Annotated in this window: 14 protein-coding genes and 2 tRNA genes; 11 read left to right on the top strand and 5 right to left on the bottom strand. The window is 70.0% G+C overall.

Going from position 1 to position 16,753, the window contains the following annotated elements:
- Positions 1–49 precede the first annotated feature (49 nt).
- A tRNA-Gly gene (locus H4N58_RS06195) sits at positions 50–123 on the bottom strand.
- A 181-nt stretch (positions 124–304) separates the two neighbouring features.
- Between H4N58_RS06195 and H4N58_RS06200 the strand changes: the two genes are divergently transcribed.
- From H4N58_RS06200 to clpX, 7 genes are all read left to right on the top strand, one after another.
- Positions 305–378 (top strand) — tRNA-Pro (locus H4N58_RS06200).
- A 62-nt stretch (positions 379–440) separates the two neighbouring features.
- A complete protein-coding gene (gene tig, locus H4N58_RS06205; protein WP_167007637.1) occupies positions 441–1,802 on the top strand; it encodes a trigger factor in 1,362 nt (453 codons plus the stop codon).
- A 112-nt stretch (positions 1,803–1,914) separates the two neighbouring features.
- Positions 1,915–3,150 carry an alpha/beta hydrolase gene (locus H4N58_RS06210; RefSeq protein ID WP_167251992.1) on the top strand — a complete coding sequence of 412 codons (1,236 nt, stop codon included), beginning with the start codon at positions 1,915–1,917 and terminating at the stop codon, positions 3,148–3,150.
- Positions 3,147–3,623, top strand: a complete 477-nt coding sequence (locus H4N58_RS06215; RefSeq protein ID WP_167007641.1) for an SRPBCC family protein — start codon at positions 3,147–3,149, stop codon at positions 3,621–3,623. Before H4N58_RS06210 ends, H4N58_RS06215 begins: the two co-directional genes overlap by 4 nt.
- 108 nt (positions 3,624–3,731) lie before the next feature.
- Positions 3,732–4,337 carry an ATP-dependent Clp protease proteolytic subunit gene (locus H4N58_RS06220; protein WP_167009215.1) on the top strand — a complete coding sequence of 202 codons (606 nt, stop codon included), beginning with the start codon at positions 3,732–3,734 and terminating at the stop codon, positions 4,335–4,337.
- Between the two features lie 44 nt (positions 4,338–4,381).
- Positions 4,382–5,017: an ATP-dependent Clp protease proteolytic subunit gene (locus H4N58_RS06225; RefSeq protein WP_255490699.1), complete on the top strand. Its 636-nt coding sequence runs from the start codon at positions 4,382–4,384 to the stop codon at positions 5,015–5,017.
- Between the two features lie 113 nt (positions 5,018–5,130).
- Complete coding sequence (gene clpX / locus H4N58_RS06230) at positions 5,131–6,405, top strand: ATP-dependent Clp protease ATP-binding subunit ClpX (protein ID WP_167007643.1); 1,275 nt, start codon at positions 5,131–5,133, stop codon at positions 6,403–6,405.
- A gap of 34 nt (positions 6,406–6,439) precedes the next feature.
- On the opposite strand, the gene H4N58_RS06235 is transcribed toward clpX, so the two are convergent.
- On the bottom strand, positions 6,440–7,435 hold the full coding sequence (locus H4N58_RS06235; protein ID WP_167007645.1) for a YeiH family protein: 996 nt from the start codon (positions 7,433–7,435) through the stop codon (positions 6,440–6,442).
- Between the two features lie 70 nt (positions 7,436–7,505).
- On the opposite strand from H4N58_RS06235, the gene H4N58_RS06240 reads away from it, so the two are divergent.
- A complete protein-coding gene (locus H4N58_RS06240; RefSeq protein WP_167251991.1) occupies positions 7,506–8,402 on the top strand; it encodes a LysR family transcriptional regulator in 897 nt (298 codons plus the stop codon).
- A gap of 50 nt (positions 8,403–8,452) precedes the next feature.
- On the top strand, positions 8,453–9,592 hold the full coding sequence (locus tag H4N58_RS06245) for a trans-acting enoyl reductase family protein (RefSeq protein ID WP_167007651.1): 1,140 nt from the start codon (positions 8,453–8,455) through the stop codon (positions 9,590–9,592).
- An 88-nt stretch (positions 9,593–9,680) separates the two neighbouring features.
- Here H4N58_RS06245 and H4N58_RS06250 read toward each other — a convergent pair whose 3' ends face one another.
- From H4N58_RS06250 to H4N58_RS06260, 3 genes are read right to left on the bottom strand one after another with little or no spacing between them, the layout of a single operon-like run.
- Entirely contained in the window at positions 9,681–10,133 is a 453-nt protein-coding gene (locus H4N58_RS06250; RefSeq protein WP_220471288.1) for a GNAT family N-acetyltransferase, read from the bottom strand.
- Positions 10,130–12,775, bottom strand: coding sequence for a valine--tRNA ligase (gene valS / locus H4N58_RS06255; protein ID WP_167251990.1), 2,646 nt, complete (start codon positions 12,773–12,775; stop codon positions 10,130–10,132). The genes H4N58_RS06250 and valS overlap by 4 nt, the downstream gene beginning before the upstream one ends.
- A 54-nt stretch (positions 12,776–12,829) precedes the next feature.
- Complete coding sequence (locus H4N58_RS06260; protein ID WP_167251989.1) at positions 12,830–14,971, bottom strand: MMPL family transporter; 2,142 nt, start codon at positions 14,969–14,971, stop codon at positions 12,830–12,832.
- 87 nt (positions 14,972–15,058) lie between these two features.
- Here H4N58_RS06260 and H4N58_RS06265 point away from each other — a divergent pair, with 87 nt between their 5' ends.
- Together H4N58_RS06265 and H4N58_RS06270 are read left to right on the top strand one after the other, a co-directional pair.
- Positions 15,059–16,402: a folylpolyglutamate synthase/dihydrofolate synthase family protein gene (locus tag H4N58_RS06265; protein WP_167251988.1), complete on the top strand. Its 1,344-nt coding sequence runs from the start codon at positions 15,059–15,061 to the stop codon at positions 16,400–16,402.
- Complete coding sequence (locus tag H4N58_RS06270) at positions 16,402–16,740, top strand: DUF4233 domain-containing protein (protein ID WP_243843092.1); 339 nt, start codon at positions 16,402–16,404, stop codon at positions 16,738–16,740. Before H4N58_RS06265 ends, H4N58_RS06270 begins: the two co-directional genes overlap by 1 nt.
- Positions 16,741–16,753: the final 13 nt, after the last annotated feature.

The raw sequence follows: 16,753 nt of genomic DNA on the forward strand, positions 1-16,753 counted from the left end.
GCGACCACGCTGCTCGGCTCGGGCCGGGCGGCGTGGCTCGGGGGCGTGCTGGAGCGGACGACGGGAATCGAACCCGCGTAATCAGTTTGGAAGACTGAGGCTCTACCATTGAGCTACGTCCGCGCGCTGTGCCGCATGGCCGTACGCCCTGCGGTCAACCGCGACCATGATGCCACACTTGCCCTGCCGATCCGCGACGGGGGCGACCAGGTGGAGCGGACGGTGAGGATGCCCGCGATTCGGGGTCGTCCGCCATCGTCTACTACAGTGGTTCGGGCGCCCGCACCGCCCAAACGGTGCGTACCGGGATGTAGCGCAGCTTGGTAGCGCATCCGCTTTGGGAGCGGAGGGTCGCAGGTTCAAATCCTGTCATCCCGACTGCCGATGACACGTCACCACAGCGGTGACGATCTTGCACGACGACCAAGGAGAACGTACTCGTGAAGAGTGCCCAGGAGACACTGAGCCCCACCCGGGTCAAGCTGACCATCGAGGTGCCCTTCGATGAGCTGAAGCCGGCTCTCGACAAGGCGTACAAGGCCGTGGGGTCGCAGATCTCTGTGCCGGGCTTCCGCCGCGGCAAGGTCCCTGCGAAGGTCGTCGACCAGCGCGTGGGTCGCGGGACGATCCTCGACCAGGCCATCAACGACGCCCTCCCGGGCATCTACTCGCAGGCCGTCGCCGAGGCCGAGCTTCAGCCGCTCGGACAGCCCGAGGTCGATGTGACCCGCCTCGAGGACGGCGACCTCGTCGAGTTCACCGTCGAGGTGGACATCCGCCCGGAGTTCGAGACCCCCGACCTGAGCGACATCGAGGTCAGCGTTCCCGACGTCAAGGTCGAGGACAGCGACGTCGACGAGCAGGTCCAGGCGCTGCGCGAGCGTTTCGCCACCCTGACCGAGGTCGACCGCCCGGCCGCCGAGGGCGACTTCGTCACGATCGACCTGTCGGCCAGCAAGGACGGCGAGAAGATCGAGGCCGCGCAGGCCAACGGCATCGTCTACCAGGTCGGCAAGGACTCGATGCTCGACGGGCTCGACGACGCCGTGACCGGCATGTCCGCCGGGGAGTCCAAGACGTTCCAGACCCAGCTCGCCGGTGGCGACCTCAAGGGCGAGGACGTCGACGTCGACGTCACCCTGACCACGGTCAAGGAGCAGGAGCTCCCCGAGCTCGACGACGACTTCGCTCAGACCGCGTCGGAGTTCGACACCGTCGACGAGCTGCGTACGGACATCGCTGAGAAGCTCACCCGCGGCAAGCGCATCGAGCAGGCCGCCGAGGCACGCGACGCTGTGCTCGAGGCAGCCGTCGAGAAGATCGACGTCCCGCTGCCCGAGGCCGTCGTCGAGGCCGAGATCGCGAGCCGTCGCCAGCAGATCGAGCAGCAGCTCGCGTACGCCGGCATGACGATGGAGGCCTACCTCGACACCGAGGAGCAGACCATCGACGAGTTCGAGGCCGATCTTGAGAAGCGTGTGCGCGACTCGCTCGTCGCGCAGTTCCTCCTCGACCAGATCGCGACCGACTCGGAGGTCGGGATCGAGCAGGACGAGCTGACCGAGCACATGCTGCGTCGCGCCCAGCAGTCCGGCGAGGACCCGCAGTCGTTCATGCAGCACATGGTCGAGCACAACCACATCCCGGAGCTGGTCGCCGAGATCGTGCGCGGCAAGGCGCTGGCCACGCTCGTCGAGGACGCGACCGTCAAGGACGAGTCGGGCAACGTCGTCGATCTCAAGAATCTCCGTGGCGACGGCAGCATCGACGAGGCCGACGAGACCGAGTCCGCCGACGCCTGATCTGCGCCAGGTTCGTACGAAGGCCCCCTTCCGCCGCTGCGGGACGGGGCCTTCGTCGTCCCGCGTGCGAGGCGGGTAGCGGCGAAGGTCCGGATACCGTCAGTATGTGGTCATGACGATGGCGCCGCCCCGCACCGGGCACACCGCTGCGCTCGCGCTGTCGTACGCCGACGAGGTCGTCGTGCCGTGCGTCCGCGAGGTGCACCGTGCGGTGGCGCGCCGGGCGTTCGGAGCGGTGGTCGGCGGACGTGGCCCTCGGCTGGTCCACGACGCGGTGGCCGCGCTCGCCTACACCGGCGTCTCCCAAGGCCTCCGTGGAGCGAGCGCGGGACTGCGCCACCTCGCCGATCGCGGGCTCGGTACGCCGGTCGAGCGCACACCGCGCACTCGCTTGCTGCGCTCGGCGGTCAACGGTCTCGTCGGCGACCGTCTCGAGGCACGCCACGACCTGTACGCGCTCGCCATGTCCGTACGGAGCAGCGGTGTTGACGTGACGCCCGAGCGGCACGGCTTCGCCCTGGCGTACCCCGCCGCGACCAGCGAGCTCGTTGTCCTCGTGCACGGCCTCGGCGAGAACGACGACTCGTGGGACCTCGGCGCGCAGCGACGCGGCACGACGTACGAGGCGGCGCTTCACGCGCGCACCTGCGCCACGACGGTCCGGCTTCGCTACAACACCGGGCGGCACGTCTCCGACAACGGCGCCGAGCTGTCCGACCTCCTGACCAAGCTCGTCGACGGATGGCCCGTCCCGGTCGCGCGCCTCCATCTCGTGGGGCATTCGATGGGCGGGCTCGTGATCCGGGCGGCGACGTCGTACGGGGTGGCACGTCGTGCCCCGTGGACGTCGCGGGTGGCGACCGTGGTCTGCCTCGGCACGCCCCACCTAGGTGCCCCGCTCGAGCGTGCTGTCCAGGTCGGCTCACGCGTGCTTGCACTCGTGCCCGAGACGCTCCCGTTCGCGACGGTGCTGGGCATACGGTCGGTCGGCATCGTCGACCTGCGCCACGGCTACGTCTCGCCTGACGAGTGGTACGGCCGTGACCTGACCGCGCACTGGGGGGACGGCCGCATCGCGGCGGCCCCGCTCCCGCACGCGGCATACCACTTCGTCGCCGCGACCACCGACCTCGTCGTCACCGGGCGCTCCGCCACCGGTCGACCGGGTGCCGGGGATCCGGTCATCGCTCACGCCCACCCGGCACGTGTCGCCGGCGGCCACCTGGGACTCCTCAACCACCCTCAGGTCGGCGAGCTGCTCGTCGCCTGGGTCAACGGCCGGCCCTCGGCGCTCCCGTCGCCGGCCGCAGCCTCTCCCGCCCCCACCTCCCCGAAGGGACACCCATGACGCACGCCTCCACCGATTCTTACCTCCTCGAGGTCAGCACCGAGCTCGACGCCTCGCCCCGCGACGTCTGGGAGCTCGTCTCCGACCTGCGCAGGATGCCGGAGTGGAGCCCGCAGACCCGCAAGATGCTGATCCGCGGCCCGATCGGCGTGGGCACCCGCTCGCTCAACGTCAACAAGTACGGCTGGAAGGTGTGGCCGACGACGTCGGTCGTCGTGCGGTACGAGCCTCAGCGGGCGATCGCGTTCCGCGTCCCCGAGAACGGGATGGTGTGGACGTACGAGCTCGACGACCTGGGCGACGGGCGTACGCGCCTGGTCGAGCGGCGTGAGGCGCCGCGCGGGTCGACACCTATGTCTCGGATGCTCGTCAGGCGGTTCCTCGGCGGGATCGAGGAGTTCTCCGAGCAGATCGAGCGCGACATGGCCGCCACGCTGGCGCGCATGAAGTCCCTCGTCGAGCAGGACGCGTGACGCCGCCTCGCGCTGACCTGCGCAGGCTTGTGCGCCCGTAGCGAAATCGGACGGTTCCCCTCGGGTTCGTCCGTCTGCCCCGCTAGGGTCGAGGACGTGAACACAGAGATGACTCCTCGTATGGCCGGCGGCGAGGTCGGCCCGAACGATCTCGACGGCCACATCTACCAGCGGCTCCTCCGCGAGCGCATCGTCTTCCTCGGGTCGGAGGTGCGTGACCAGAACGCCAACGCGATCTGCGCGCAGATGCTGCTGCTCAACGCCGAGGATCCGAAGGCCGACATCCGGCTCTACATCAACTCTCCCGGCGGTTCGGTGGACTCCGGCATGGCGATCTACGACACCATGCAGTTCATCTCGAACGACGTTGTCACCGTGGGCATGGGGCTCGCCGCCTCCATGGGGCAGTTCCTGCTCGCCGCGGGCGAGCCGGGCAAGCGATACGCCCTCCCGCACGCGCGCATCATGATGCACCAGCCGTCCGGCGGCCTCGGCGGCTCCGCCTCCGATATCCGCATCCAGGCCGAGCAGAGCCTGCTCCTCAAGCAGCAGCTCAACGAGCTCCAGGCCCAGCACACCGGTCAGACGCTCGACGCGATCGAGCGCGACTCCGACCGTGACCGCTGGTTCACCGCCGAGCAGGCCAAGGACTACGGCTTCATCGACCACGTGATCGCCCGCGAGAACGACGTCACGCGAGGCGAGGCGTCGTGACCGCGTCCGCGCTGCCCCTCGGCGGCCCGACCCCAGGAGCCGGCATGACCATGCCCCACCAGCAGTTCGCCCCGTCGATGAACTACTACATCCCTCAGTGGGAGGAGCGGACGTCGTACGGCTTCCGCCGCATCGACCCGTACGCGAAGCTCTTCGAGGACCGCATCATCTTCCTCGGGACGCCGATCTCGGACGACGTCGCCAACGCGGTCATGGCCCAGCTGCTGTGCCTGCAGTCGATGGACCCCGACCGCGACATCTCGCTCTACATCAACTCGCCCGGCGGCTCGTTCACCGCGCTCACGGCGATCTACGACACGATGCGCTACCTCAAGCCGGACGTGCAGACCGTGTGCCTGGGCCAGGCGGCCTCGGCAGCGGCCGTGCTGCTGGCCGCAGGCACCCCGGGCAAGCGGCTCGCGTTGCCCAACAGCCGCATCCTGATCCACCAGCCGTACACCGAGGGCACGTACGGACAGAGCTCCGACCTCGAGATCACGGCCAACGAGATCCTGCGCATGCGCGACCTCCTGGAGACGATGATCTCCGAGGCGTCGGGCAAGCCCAAGGAAGAGGTGAGCCGCGACGTCGAGCGCGACAAGATCCTCACCGCCCAGCAGGCCGTCGAGTACGGTCTGGTCGACCAGGTCCTGGAGACCCTGAAGACCCCGGCGGTCTGACCATCCACTGACACGCCCGACGCCGGGTCGGCCGCATGCCGGCCCGGCACAGGGTACGGTCGAGGGAAACATCGAGCGGGGGAAGCCCCGCTACGGCGAAGGGTGAGGAACCGGTGGCACGCATCGACGGCGGCGACCTGCTCAAGTGCTCGTTCTGCGGAAAGAGCCAGAAGCAGGTTAAGAAGCTGATCGCGGGTCCAGGTGTCTACATCTGTGACGAGTGCATCGAGCTCTGCAACGAGATCATCGAGGACGAGCTGCAGGAGACGTCCGAGGTCTCGCTCGAGGAGCTTCCGAAGCCCCGCGAGATCTACGAGTTCCTCAACCAGTACGTGATCGGCCAGGACGCGGCCAAGAAGTCGCTCGCCGTGGCCGTCTACAACCACTACAAGCGCGTGCAGGCAGGCGCGGCGGCCGGTCGCCACAAAGACGACCTGGTGGAGCTGGCGAAATCCAACATCCTCCTCGTCGGCCCGACGGGCTGCGGCAAGACCTACCTCGCTCAGACGCTCGCCCGGATGCTCAACGTCCCCTTCGCGATCGCCGACGCGACGGCCCTGACCGAGGCCGGCTATGTCGGCGAGGACGTCGAGAACATCCTCCTCAAGCTCATCCAGGCCGCCGACTACGACGTCAAGAAGGCCGAGACGGGCATCATCTACATCGACGAGGTCGACAAGATCGCCCGCAAGAGCGAGAACCCGTCGATCACCCGTGACGTCTCCGGCGAGGGTGTGCAGCAGGCGCTGCTCAAGATCCTCGAGGGCACGACCGCGTCGGTGCCTCCGCAGGGCGGGCGCAAGCACCCGCACCAGGAGTTCATCCAGATCGACACGACCAACATCCTGTTCATCGTGGGTGGGGCGTTCGCCGGCATCGAGCAGATCATCGAGAGCCGCAACGGCAAGATGTCGCTCGGCTTCAACACGCAGCGCGAGGAGCGCAGTGAGGAGCGGACCACCGGTCACGTCTTCACACAGCTGATGCCCGAGGACCTGCTCAAGTTCGGCCTCATCCCCGAGTTCATCGGCCGCCTGCCCGTGATCGCGACCGTCGAGAACCTCGACAAAGAGGCGCTCGTCGAGATCCTCACGCAGCCCAAGAACGCGCTCACCAAGCAGTACGCCAAGCTCTTCGAGATCGATCACGTCGAGCTGGAGTTCACCGAGGATGCGATCGAGGCGATGGCCGACCTCGCGCTGCTTCGTGGCACCGGTGCTCGCGGTCTGCGCGCGATCATCGAAGAGGTCCTGCTCAACGTCATGTACGAGGTGCCGAGCCGCGACGACGTCGCGAAGGTCGTCGTCACCAAGGAGACGGTCCTCGACAACGTCAACCCGACGCTCGTGCCGCACCGCGACGAAGAGCGCCGCGACAAAGCCTCCTGACGCGTCGTCGGCCGAGACTCGCTAGCGGGTCCGCCTACGCGACCAGCGAGGTGGTGACGACGAGGACGAGCGACGTCGTGGCCGCCACGAGGGTCGACGCCGTCGCGAGGACGAGCGCGCGTGCCGGGACCGGCCAGAGCTCACGCAGCCGCAGGCCCAGCCCGAGGCCGAACATCCCTGCTCCGAGGAGCAACGTGGCGAGGTGGTCGCCGACGTCGAGGATGCTCTCGCCGAGCACGCCGGTCGACCGTAGAAGCACAGCCAGCACGAAGCCCGTGACGAACCACGGCACCAGCGGCGCCTTCGATGGCCCCGCCTCGCCGGCGCCGTCAGCGGCGTCACGCCGCGCTGCCACCACGTACACACCGGCGAGCGTCACCACCCGTCCGAGCTTGACCGTGGTCGCCAGCGCGACCGCAAGCGTGCCGCCGATGAGGGACCCCGTAGCGACGACCTGGGCGACCTCGTGGATGCTCGCCCCCGCCCAGACGGCTGCCTGCTCGGTCGACAAGCCGAGGAGGCGGGCGGCCGGGGGGAGGAGCACGATCATGGCAGTCCCATAGACCGTCACGAGCGCGACCGCGAGCGCGACGTTGCGCTGGCGGGTGCGGACGCCGTCCTGCACCGCGGCGATCGCTGCCGCGCCGCACACCGAGAATCCCGCCGCGATGAGGGTCACGAGCCCACGGTCGAGGCCGAGCGCATCCCCGAGCCGGCACGTGGCCGCGTACGTCACGGCGACGGTGGCGATCACCACGAGCGCGGCGCCCCAGCCGACGGAGAGCAGGTCGCTCACCGACAGCCGCAGCCCGAGCACGACGATCCCGAGCCGCAGGCAGGTACGGGAGACGTCGGCGAGGGCGTGCGTCGTCGCCTCACTCAGCGCCGGTGCGTTGGCGACGACCGCTCCCAGCGCGAGCGCGAGCATGAGCGGACCGAGGAGGGGGACCAGGTCACTCAGCAGGATCGCCACGAAGGCCGCGAACAGGGGCGTCGTGACCAGGACCGTACGGGAGAGCGGGGGAGGCACGTCTCCAGAGTCCAGCGGGGACGACCTGTCCGGTAGAGGGCGATTTCCTCCCAGGTCATAAGGTGAGGTGATGACCCCAGATGTCGACGTGCAGACCCTCCGCCTCCTCGTGGGGGTCGCGGAGCACGGCAGCATCGGCGCGGCCGCCCGGGAGCACGACATGACCCAACCCGCCGCGAGCGCTCGGCTGCGGGAGTTCGAGGCGCGCTGGCGGATCTCCGTGCTCGACCGGTCGCCTGGCGGGTCCCGACTCACCGAGGACGGGGAGGCGGTGGTGTCGTGGGCGCGGACGTTGCTCCACGAGCTCGACACCGTGCGGTCGAGCCTGCTGGCGCTCGGCGAGGAACGGCGGTCGGGAGTGGCGGTGGCGGCCAGCCTCACGATCGCCGAACTGATCCTGCCCCGGTGGCTGGCCGAGCTGCGCGCCCGCCGCCCGCAGGTGAGCCCGCGGCTGCACGTCGTGAACAGCGACACCGTGGCGGCGATGGTACGGGGCGGCGAGGTCGACCTCGGATTCGTCGAGACCACCGACGTCCCAGGCGACCTTGCGCGCCAGGTGGTCGGGCACGACAGCCTGGCCGTGGTCGTTGCCCCGGCCCACCCGTGGGCACGGCGGCGCACACCGTTGACGCGCGAGGAGCTCCAGGCAGGGGCGTACGTCCTGCGGGAGCCGGGCAGTGGCACGCGCAGCACGTTCGAGAGGGCATTGCGGCAGGAGCCGCACGTGGTGCTGGAGGCGAGCTCGACGAGCGCGCTGCTCGGTGCCGCCGCCGCGGGGGTAGGTCCGGCAGTCGTGTCGCGGCGCGCGGTGGCAGCCGAGGTGGAGCAAGGGCGCCTCGTGGTCGTCCCGGCCGCGCTCGACATGCGGCGACCGCTGACGGCGATCTGGGCGAGACGGCGTCGCCTCTCCGACGCCGCTTCCGACCTCGTCCTCATCGCCACGGAGGCCTCCCGCGCGAGCGGGTGACCTGTAGCGATGTGCCTCACTGAGCCGTGACACACCCCTAGACTCCTCGCGTGACCTACGATTTCGCGCTCCTCGGCGCCACGGGATTCACCGGCGGCCTGACGGCGGACTACCTCGCCATTCACGCTCCGGACGGCGCGACCTGGGCGATCGCCGGACGAGATCGGGCCGCGTTGGAGACCGTGGCCGCGCGGATCGCGGAGGCCGGCGGAGTCGTCCCCGCGATCGAGGTGGCTGACGTCACCGACGCCGCCTCGCTGCGTCGCCTCGCGGAGTCGACCCGCGTGCTCGCCTCCACGGTCGGCCCGTACGCCCTGCACGGCGGGCCCGTGGTCGCCGCGTGCGCCGAGGCGGGCACGGCGTACTGCGACCTCACCGGCGAGCCGGAGTTCGTCGACCGGATGTGGCTCGAGCACCACGCGACGGCCGAGCGTACGGGGGCGCGGCTCGTGCACTCGTGCGGCTTCGACTCGATCCCGCACGACATCGGCGTCCTGCACACCGTGAGACAGCTGCCGTCCGACGTACCGATCGCGATCCGCGGGTACGTGCGCGCGAGCGCGGACGTCTCCGCTGGCACCTCTCACTCGGCCCTCGGCGCGTTCGCCGGGTTCCGGTCGTCGCAGGCGACCGCGAAGGAGCGCCGTCGCCTCGAGGGTCGTCCCGAAGGACGTCGCATCCGTGGCCTCCCGGAGCGGCCGGGGCGGGGCGAGTCGGGGTCCGGCTGGGCCCTGCCATTGCCGACCATCGACCCGCAGGTCGTGCTCCGGTCGGCGCGAGCGCTGCCGTCGTACGGGCCCGACTTCTCTTACGGTCACTACGCACAGTTCCGGCGGCTGCCGATGGCCGTCGGCGCCGCCGTCGGTGTCGGGGCCCTGGTGGTGGGTGCGCAGATACCGCCCGTGCGCAAGGCGCTGCTGCGCGCCAAGACCGCAGGGGAGGGGCCGAGCGAGGCGAAGCGGGCACGGTCGTGGTTCCAGGTGCGCTTCGCGGCGGAGGCGGGCGGGGCACGACTCGTCACCGAGGCGGCCGGAGGCGATCCGGGCTATACGGAGACGGCGCGGATGCTCGGCGAGTCGACGCTCGCGCTCGCGTACGACGACCTGCCCGACCTCGCAGGCCAGCTCACGACGGCGACCGCGCTCGGCGACGCGCTGCTGGCCCGCCTCCCGTACTTCCGCACCCTCTGACGGCAGGCCCGCACCCTCGCCCCGGGACGTCATACGTGTCGAGGTCTCTCGGCCACATTCGGTATGACGTCCGGGGAGAGCGGACGGGTCAGAGCGTGCGCTTGAAGCCGATGTGGCTCGCGGTGAACCCGAGCCGCTCGTAGAAGCGGTGCGCGCCCTCGCGGCTCGCGTCGGACGTGAGCTGGACCAGGGAGCAGCCCTGGCGCCGCGCCTCGTCGACCGCCCAGACGATCAGCTGCGAGCCGAGCCCGTCGCCGCGCAGGTCGGACCGCACGCGGACGGCCTCGATCTGCGCTCGCGAGGCTCCGCGACGACCCAGTCCGCGGATGTACGTGAGCTGCATCGTCGCGATCACCTCGCCGTCGCGCTCGGCCACGAGCACGCGATTGTGCGGGTCGGCCGAGATGGCCGCGACGGCGTCGAGGTACGGAGTGAGGTCGTCGGGGGACTCGCGTGTGACTCCGAGCGGGTCGTCGACGAGCATCGCGACGATCGCAGGCACGTCGTCCGCAGTGACGTCCCGAACGTGCAGGGCGCTCACTCGGAGACGGTCTCCGCCGGCTTCGGCTCCGCCGGCTTCTTCGGCTCCGGCTCGGCGAGCTGTGCCTCGACCGCGAGGTCGCCACCCTGCTGCGAAGGATCGACCACGAACTCGACCTCGCCCGTGATGTTGCCTGCCGCACGGACGTCGCTCAGCGCACGCTTCACGATCCCGAGCCGCTGCTCCGAGCCGCGGACGACGAGCTTGGTCACCGCCGTGCGCTGACTCACCTTGGCCGTCGACTTCGCACCGCGCACACCGGCGAGCATCTGACCGGCCGCGACGAGCAGTGCAGGGTCCTGCGGCGTCGTCGTGATCTCGATCTCGGCACTCGGCCACGCCGCACGGTGGATCGAGCCCTCCTGCCACCAGGACCAGACCTCTTCGGTGACGTAGGGGAGGAACGGCGCGAGCAGCCGCAACTGCACCGACAGGGCGATCGCGAAGGCCGCCTTGGCCGACTGCGCACCTTCGTCCTCGCCGCGGGCACGCTCCTTGACCAGCTCGAGGTAGTCGTCGCAGAAGCCCCAGAAGAACCGCTCGGTGACCTCGAGGGCGGTGGTGTAGTCGTACGCCTCGAACGCCTCGGTGGCCTCCTTCGTCACCTGACGGAGACGGCGCAGCATCGAGAGGTCGAGGAGCTCGGTGACGCGGCGCGGCTCGACGTACGAGGCGTCGACCCCGAGCCCGTACGCCTCGGGGGCGGCGAGCACGAACTTCGATGCGTTGAGCACCTTCATGGCGAGCCGGCGCCCGACCTTCATCTGCGTCTCGTCGAACGGCGAGTCGGCACCCGGCCGTGCCCCCGCGGCACGCCAGCGCACCGCGTCCGCGCCGAACTTGTCGAGGATCTCGGTCGGGACGACGACGTTGCCCTTGGACTTCGACATCTTCTTGCGGTCGGGGTCGACCACGAAGCCCGAGATCAGCGCGTGCGACCACGGAGCGGAGTGGTTCTCGAGGTGGGCGCGCACGACGCTCGAGAAGAGCCAGGTGCGGATGATGTCGTGGGCCTGCGGACGCAGATCCATCGGGAAGGTCTTCTCGAACAGCTCCGGGTCGCGCTCCCAGCCGCAGACGATCTCCGGGGTCAGCGACGACGTGGCCCAGGTGTCGAAGATGTCGGGGTCGCCCATGAAGCCGCCGGGCTTGCCGCGCTGGTGCTCCTCGAAACCCTTGGGAGCCTGCGACTGCGGGTCGATCGGGAGCTCGGACTCGTCCGGCACGATCGGGTTGTCGTAGTCGGGCTCGCCCTCGCCGTCGAGGCGGAACCACACGGGGATCGGCACGCCGAAGAAGCGCTGGCGGCTGACGAGCCAGTCGCTGTTGAGGCCGTCGATCCAGTTGGTGTAGCGCGACTGCATGTAGGGCGGATACCAGGAGATCTCGTGGCCGCGGGCGACGAGCTGGCCACGCAGCTCGGGCTCCTTGCCGCCGTTCGTGAGGTACCACTGACGCGTCGAGACGATCTCGAGCGGCTTGTCGCCCTTCTCGAAGAAGTTCGCCATGCGGGTCGTCGGCTTGGGCTCGCCGTCGAGGTCGCCGGACTCCTTCAGCGCGGCCACGATCGTCTCGCGCGCGGAGAAGACGGTCTTGCCGGCCAGCTCCTCGTACGCCCTGCGGCCCTCGTGCGAGGAGACCCAGCCCGGGGTCTCGCGGATGATGCGTCCGTCGCGGCCGACGACCGTACGCGTCGGCAGGTCGTACTCGCGCCACCACTGGACGTCGGTCAGGTCGCCGAAGGTGCAGCAGTGGACGATGCCGGAACCCTTCTCGGGGTCGGCGGCGGGGTCGGCGAGGATCGGCAGCTCGACGTCGAAGAGGGGAGACCTGGCCGTCGTGCCGAACAGGTGCTTGTAGCGCTCGTCCTCGGGGTGCGCGATCAGCGCCACGGCCGACGGCGTCAGCTCGGGACGCGTCGTCTCCACGTGCACCTTGGTGCCGTCCGGCAGGGTGTACGCGACCCGGTAGTAGTGGCCGGGGTAGTCGCGCGCCTCGAGCTCGGCCTGCGCGACCGCCGTCTGGAACGTGACGTCCCACAGGGTCGGCGCATCGGACGTGTAGGCCTCGCCGCGTGCGAGGTTGCGGAGGAAGGCGCGCTGCGACGCCGTACGGGAGACCTCACCGATCGTGGTGTAGGTCTGCTCCCAGTCGACGGACAGGCCGAGGGTGCGCCAGAGGTCCTCGAACGCCTTCTCGTCGATCGCCACGAGCCGCTCGCACAGCTCGATGAAGTTGCGCCGGCTGATCGGGATCTGCTGCGACCCCTTGCCGCTCCCTGAGCCCGTCGAAGGCTCGGGCGGCGTGAAGTCCTCGTCGTACGGCAGCGACGGGTCGCAACGGACGCCGAAGTAGTTCTGGACGCGGCGCTCGGTGGGCAGACCGTTGTCGTCCCAGCCCATCGGGTAGAAGACCTCCTTGCCGCGCATCCGCTGGAAGCGGGCGACGAGGTCGGCGTGGGTGTACGAGAAGACGTGACCGACGTGGAGCGAGCCGGAGACGGTCGGGGGAGGGGTGTCGATCGAGTACACCTGGTCGCGCGTCTTGGAGCGGTCGAACGCGTAGGTGCCCCGCTCCTGCCACAGCGCGGACCACTTCTGCTCGAGCCCCTCCAGGGCAGGCTTCTCCGGCACGTTGCTCATGCCTCCAGTCTAGGAGGGAGCGGCGCCGCGCCGTGACCCGGTTCTCGCCTGTCCTCACGGGGAAGGCGGGCCAGCCTTCGCGCCGGCCGTGACGGCCTCCTCGTACGGGTCGCGCGGGCCGGCGCCGGCGGCGACGTCCTCCTTGTGGCCGAGCGCGCTCGGCCACCACATGTGGCGTCCGACATCGAGGTTCAGCGCCGTGACCAGCACCGACCGTACGACCAGGGTGTCGAGCAGCACGCCGAACGCGACGGCGAAGCCGATCTCGGCGAAGAACACCAGCGGGAGCGTGCCGAGCACGGCGAACGTGCCGGCCAGGACCAGGCCCGCCGACGTGATCACGCCACCGGTCGCGGCAAGCCCGATGAGCGCACCGCGGCGTGTGCCGTACTGCAGCGCCTCCTCGCGCACACGGGTCATGAGGAAGATGTTGTAGTCGATCCCGAGCGCGACCAGGAACACGAACACGAACAGCGGGAACGAGGTGTCCGTCCCTGCGAAGTCGAACACGTACCTGAAGACCAGTGCGCTCACGCCGAGCGCCGCCCCGAACGACAGCACGACCGTGCCGAGCAGGATCAGCGGTGCCACGACCGCCCGCAGCAGGAGCATGAGGATCAGCAGCACCACCACGAGGACGGCCGGGATGATCACCCGGTTGTCTCGTGCCGAGGCGGTCTGGATGTCGAGCGTCACGGCCGTCATCCCGCCGACGAGCGCGTCGGGGTCGGCGGAGTCGAGCTCGCTGCGCAGCGACTCGATGGCGTCGTACGCCGCGTCGCTGTCGGGCTCCGCCTCGAGCGTCCCCTCCATGTACGCCCAGTCGCCCTCGACACGCGGCTCGGTGACGCTGCCCGCCGCGATCCCGTCATCGGCCTGGAAGGTCGTACGGACCGCATCGGCGGCGTCGGGGCTCGCGACGACGACCACCGGAGCGCCCGCCCCGCCGGGGAAGTGCTCCGACAAGACCTTCTCGCCCTTGACCGAGTCGGGCGTGCCGAGGAACGCCTCCTCGGTGCTGAGCCCGGTCGCGTTGAGCTGGAGGATGCCGATGCTGGCGATGGCGAGGATCACGGAGGTCGTCACCCACACGCGGCGCGGAGCGCGGGCGATGCGGCGACCGACGCCGGCCCACAGCCCGTGCGCGGCCGGGTCTTCGTCGCCGAAGTGGGGGATGCGAGGCCAGAAGATCCAGCGCCCGAGGACGACCAGGAGCGCGGGCAGCATCGTCAGCATCACCGCGAGCCCGCACACGATGCCGATCGCTGCGACGGGGCCGAGACCGCGGGTCGAGGTCATCTGGGCGAGCAGCAGGCAGAGCATGCCGATCGCGACGGTCGCGCCGCTGGCGATGATCGCCGGGCCCGCCCGGTGCAGGGCGACCACCATCGCCTCGCGTCGGTTCTCGTGCCGTCGCAGCTCCTCGCGATAGCGGGCGACCAGCAGCAGCGCGTAGTCCGTGCCGGCGCCGAAGACGAGCACCGTGAGGATGCTCGCGCTCTGGCCGTCGACCGTGAGGTTGGCGTGCTTGGCGAGCAGGACGACGACCGCCTGCGCGACCGTGAGCGCGACGCCGGCCGAGATCACCGGGAGCAGCCAGAGCACGGGGCTCCGGTAGGTGAAGAGCAGCAGCACCGTCACCACGCCCGCTGCGGCGAACAGCAGGGTGCTGTCGATCCCCTCGAACACCGCCGCCGAGTCCGCGGCCTGCCCTGCCGGACCCGTCACGAACGTCTCCAGGCCGTCGGGCCCGTCGCCGGCGGTGTCCTCCAGCTCGTCGACGATGTCGGGCGCCTTGTTCCAGCCGTCCTCGCCGAGGTTGAGCGGCACGATGATCTCCAGCGCCTCGCCGTCCTCGGACGGGATCGGGCCGACGACCTCGCCGTCGATGTCGTCGCGCTGCCCGAACGTCGCCGCGTCCTCCTGGGCCGCAGTCATGTCCTCTGGCTGCAGGCCTCCGTCGCGTTCGTACACGATCACGGCGGGAATCATGTTGGGCGACGAGAAGGTCTCGGCGGCCTCGAGCGCCTTGGTGGACTCGGCGCTGCTAGGGAGCCAGTTCTCGGCCTCGTTCTCCTGGACGTCCATCAGCTGCCCGGCCGTCGAGCCCAGCACCCCGACGATGATCACCCAGAAGACGATGGTCAGTGCGGGCGTGAAGCGGTGGTTGATCCAGCTGGCGATCGATCGGTGCATGTCAGTCCCCCTGCGAGCGTCCTTCGACCGTACGACCGGCCGGGCGTCGCGAAGTCATCGCTTGCATCCCTGGAATACTGGACAGCGATGACGAATCCCACGTACGTCGAGGTCGAGCGGGCCCTGCTGGCGCGCTGGCCCGAGACCAAGCTCGAGCCCTCGCTGGAGCGCATCCGTGCGCTGTGCCGGCTGATGGGCGACCCCCAGAACGCCTACCCGGTGATCCAGCTGACCGGGACCAACGGCAAGACCTCGACCGCGCGGATGATCGACGCTCTCCTGCGTGAGCTCGCCGTACGGACCGGACGGTTCACGAGTCCCCACCTGGTGTCGATGACCGAGCGGGTGAGCATCGACGGCAAGCCGCTGAGCGAGGAGCTGTTCGTCGAGGCCTATGCCGACGTCGCCGCCTACGCCCAGGTCGTCGACGACAGTCAGCCGATCCCGCTGTCGTACTTCGAGATGATGGTCGGCCTCGCGTACGCCGCCTTCGCCGACGCCCCGGTCGACGTGGCCGTCGTCGAGGTCGGCATGGGCGGCGCCTGGGACGCGACCAACGTGGTGGATGCCGCGGTCGCGGTCCTCACCCCGATCGACGTCGACCACACGCGCTATCTCGGGGAGACGCCGGGCGACATCGCGATCGAGAAGGCCGGCATCATCAAGGCCGGCGCGCAGGTCGTCACTGCCGTACAGCCCGACGACGCCGCCGCCGCGATCGCCGCCAGGGTGTCCGAAGTGGGAGCGACGCTGCACCGCGAGGGCATCGACTTCGGTGTCGTTGGTCGGACGCCTGCGATGGGAGGGCAGTTGCTCGCGCTCCAGGGGCTCGGCGCGACGTACGACGAGGTGTTCCTCCCGCTGTTCGGGGCGCACCAGGCGCACAACGCCGCGTACGCGCTGGCCGCTGTCGAGGCGTTCACCGGCGGGCGCGAGCTCGATGCCGAGATCGTGCGTGCGGCGTTCGCGACGGTGACGTCGCCCGGGCGCCTCGAGGTCGTACGCCGCAGCCCGACCGTCGTGCTCGACGCGGCGCACAACCCCGCAGGGGCGCGTGCGACGGCGGAGGCCTTGCAGGAAGCGTTCGCGTTCACGCCGCTGATCGGCGTCGTGGGCGTGATGGCGGACAAGGACGTCGACGAGATCCTGCTGGCGTTCGAGCCGGTGATGGCCGAGATCGTCTGCACCCAGAACGCCACCGACCGTGCGATGCCCGCCGCCGAGCTGGCCGACATCGCCGAAGGGATCTTCGGGTCCGACCGGGTGCACGTGGCGCGCCGACTGCCCGACGCCCTCGAGAAGGGCGTCGCGCTGTCGGAGAGCGAGCGGTACGGAGAAGGCGTCGGCAGCGGCGGTGTGCTCGTCACCGGTTCCGTCGTGACGGCAGGTGAGGCGCGGGTGCTGCTCGCGCGTGAGGAGTCGGTGGACTGATGCGTGGCATGTGTGCCGGGGTGCTGTTCCTGGAGGCGATCGTCCTCGGGCTGGCGACGCCGGTGATGATCCAGGTCGAGGACGTGTCGCCGGGGCTCGCGCTGTTCTGCGGGCTCGGCCTGGCCGTCGTCGCCGTCGTCACGTCGGGTCTGCTGCGGCACTCGTGGGCGTACACGATCGGGTGGCTCGTGCAGGTCGGCGCGGTGGCGCTCGGGTTCCTGCTGCCGATCGCGTTCTTCGTGGGAGGTATGTTCGCGGCGCTGTGGGCCGCGGCGTGGTTCCTCGGACGCAAGATCGAGGCCGACCGCGCGGCGAACCCGGAGTTCTACGCCCGCTGAACAGAGGGCGGCA

Source organism: Mumia sp. ZJ1417 (genome assembly GCF_014127285.1).
GTDB lineage: Bacteria > Actinomycetota > Actinomycetes > Propionibacteriales > Nocardioidaceae > Mumia.

What these genes read in the sequence shown, in the direction of transcription:
- H4N58_RS06265 (WP_167251988.1), top strand. Translation starts at nt 15,059, where the DNA reads ATGACGAATCCCACGTACGTCGAGGTCGAGCGGGCCCTGCTGGCGCGC.
- H4N58_RS06210 (WP_167251992.1), top strand. Translation starts at nt 1,915, where the DNA reads ATGACGATGGCGCCGCCCCGCACCGGGCACACCGCTGCGCTCGCGCTG.
- H4N58_RS06215 (WP_167007641.1), top strand. Translation starts at nt 3,147, where the DNA reads ATGACGCACGCCTCCACCGATTCTTACCTCCTCGAGGTCAGCACCGAG.
- H4N58_RS06260 (WP_167251989.1), bottom strand. Translation starts at nt 14,971, where the DNA reads ATGCACCGATCGATCGCCAGCTGGATCAACCACCGCTTCACGCCCGCA.
- H4N58_RS06220 (WP_167009215.1), top strand. Translation starts at nt 3,732, where the DNA reads ATGACTCCTCGTATGGCCGGCGGCGAGGTCGGCCCGAACGATCTCGAC.
- H4N58_RS06225 (WP_255490699.1), top strand. Translation starts at nt 4,382, where the DNA reads ATGACCATGCCCCACCAGCAGTTCGCCCCGTCGATGAACTACTACATC.
- H4N58_RS06270 (WP_243843092.1), top strand. Translation starts at nt 16,402, where the DNA reads ATGCGTGGCATGTGTGCCGGGGTGCTGTTCCTGGAGGCGATCGTCCTC.
- valS (WP_167251990.1), bottom strand. Translation starts at nt 12,775, where the DNA reads ATGAGCAACGTGCCGGAGAAGCCTGCCCTGGAGGGGCTCGAGCAGAAG.
- H4N58_RS06240 (WP_167251991.1), top strand. Translation starts at nt 7,506, where the DNA reads ATGACCCCAGATGTCGACGTGCAGACCCTCCGCCTCCTCGTGGGGGTC.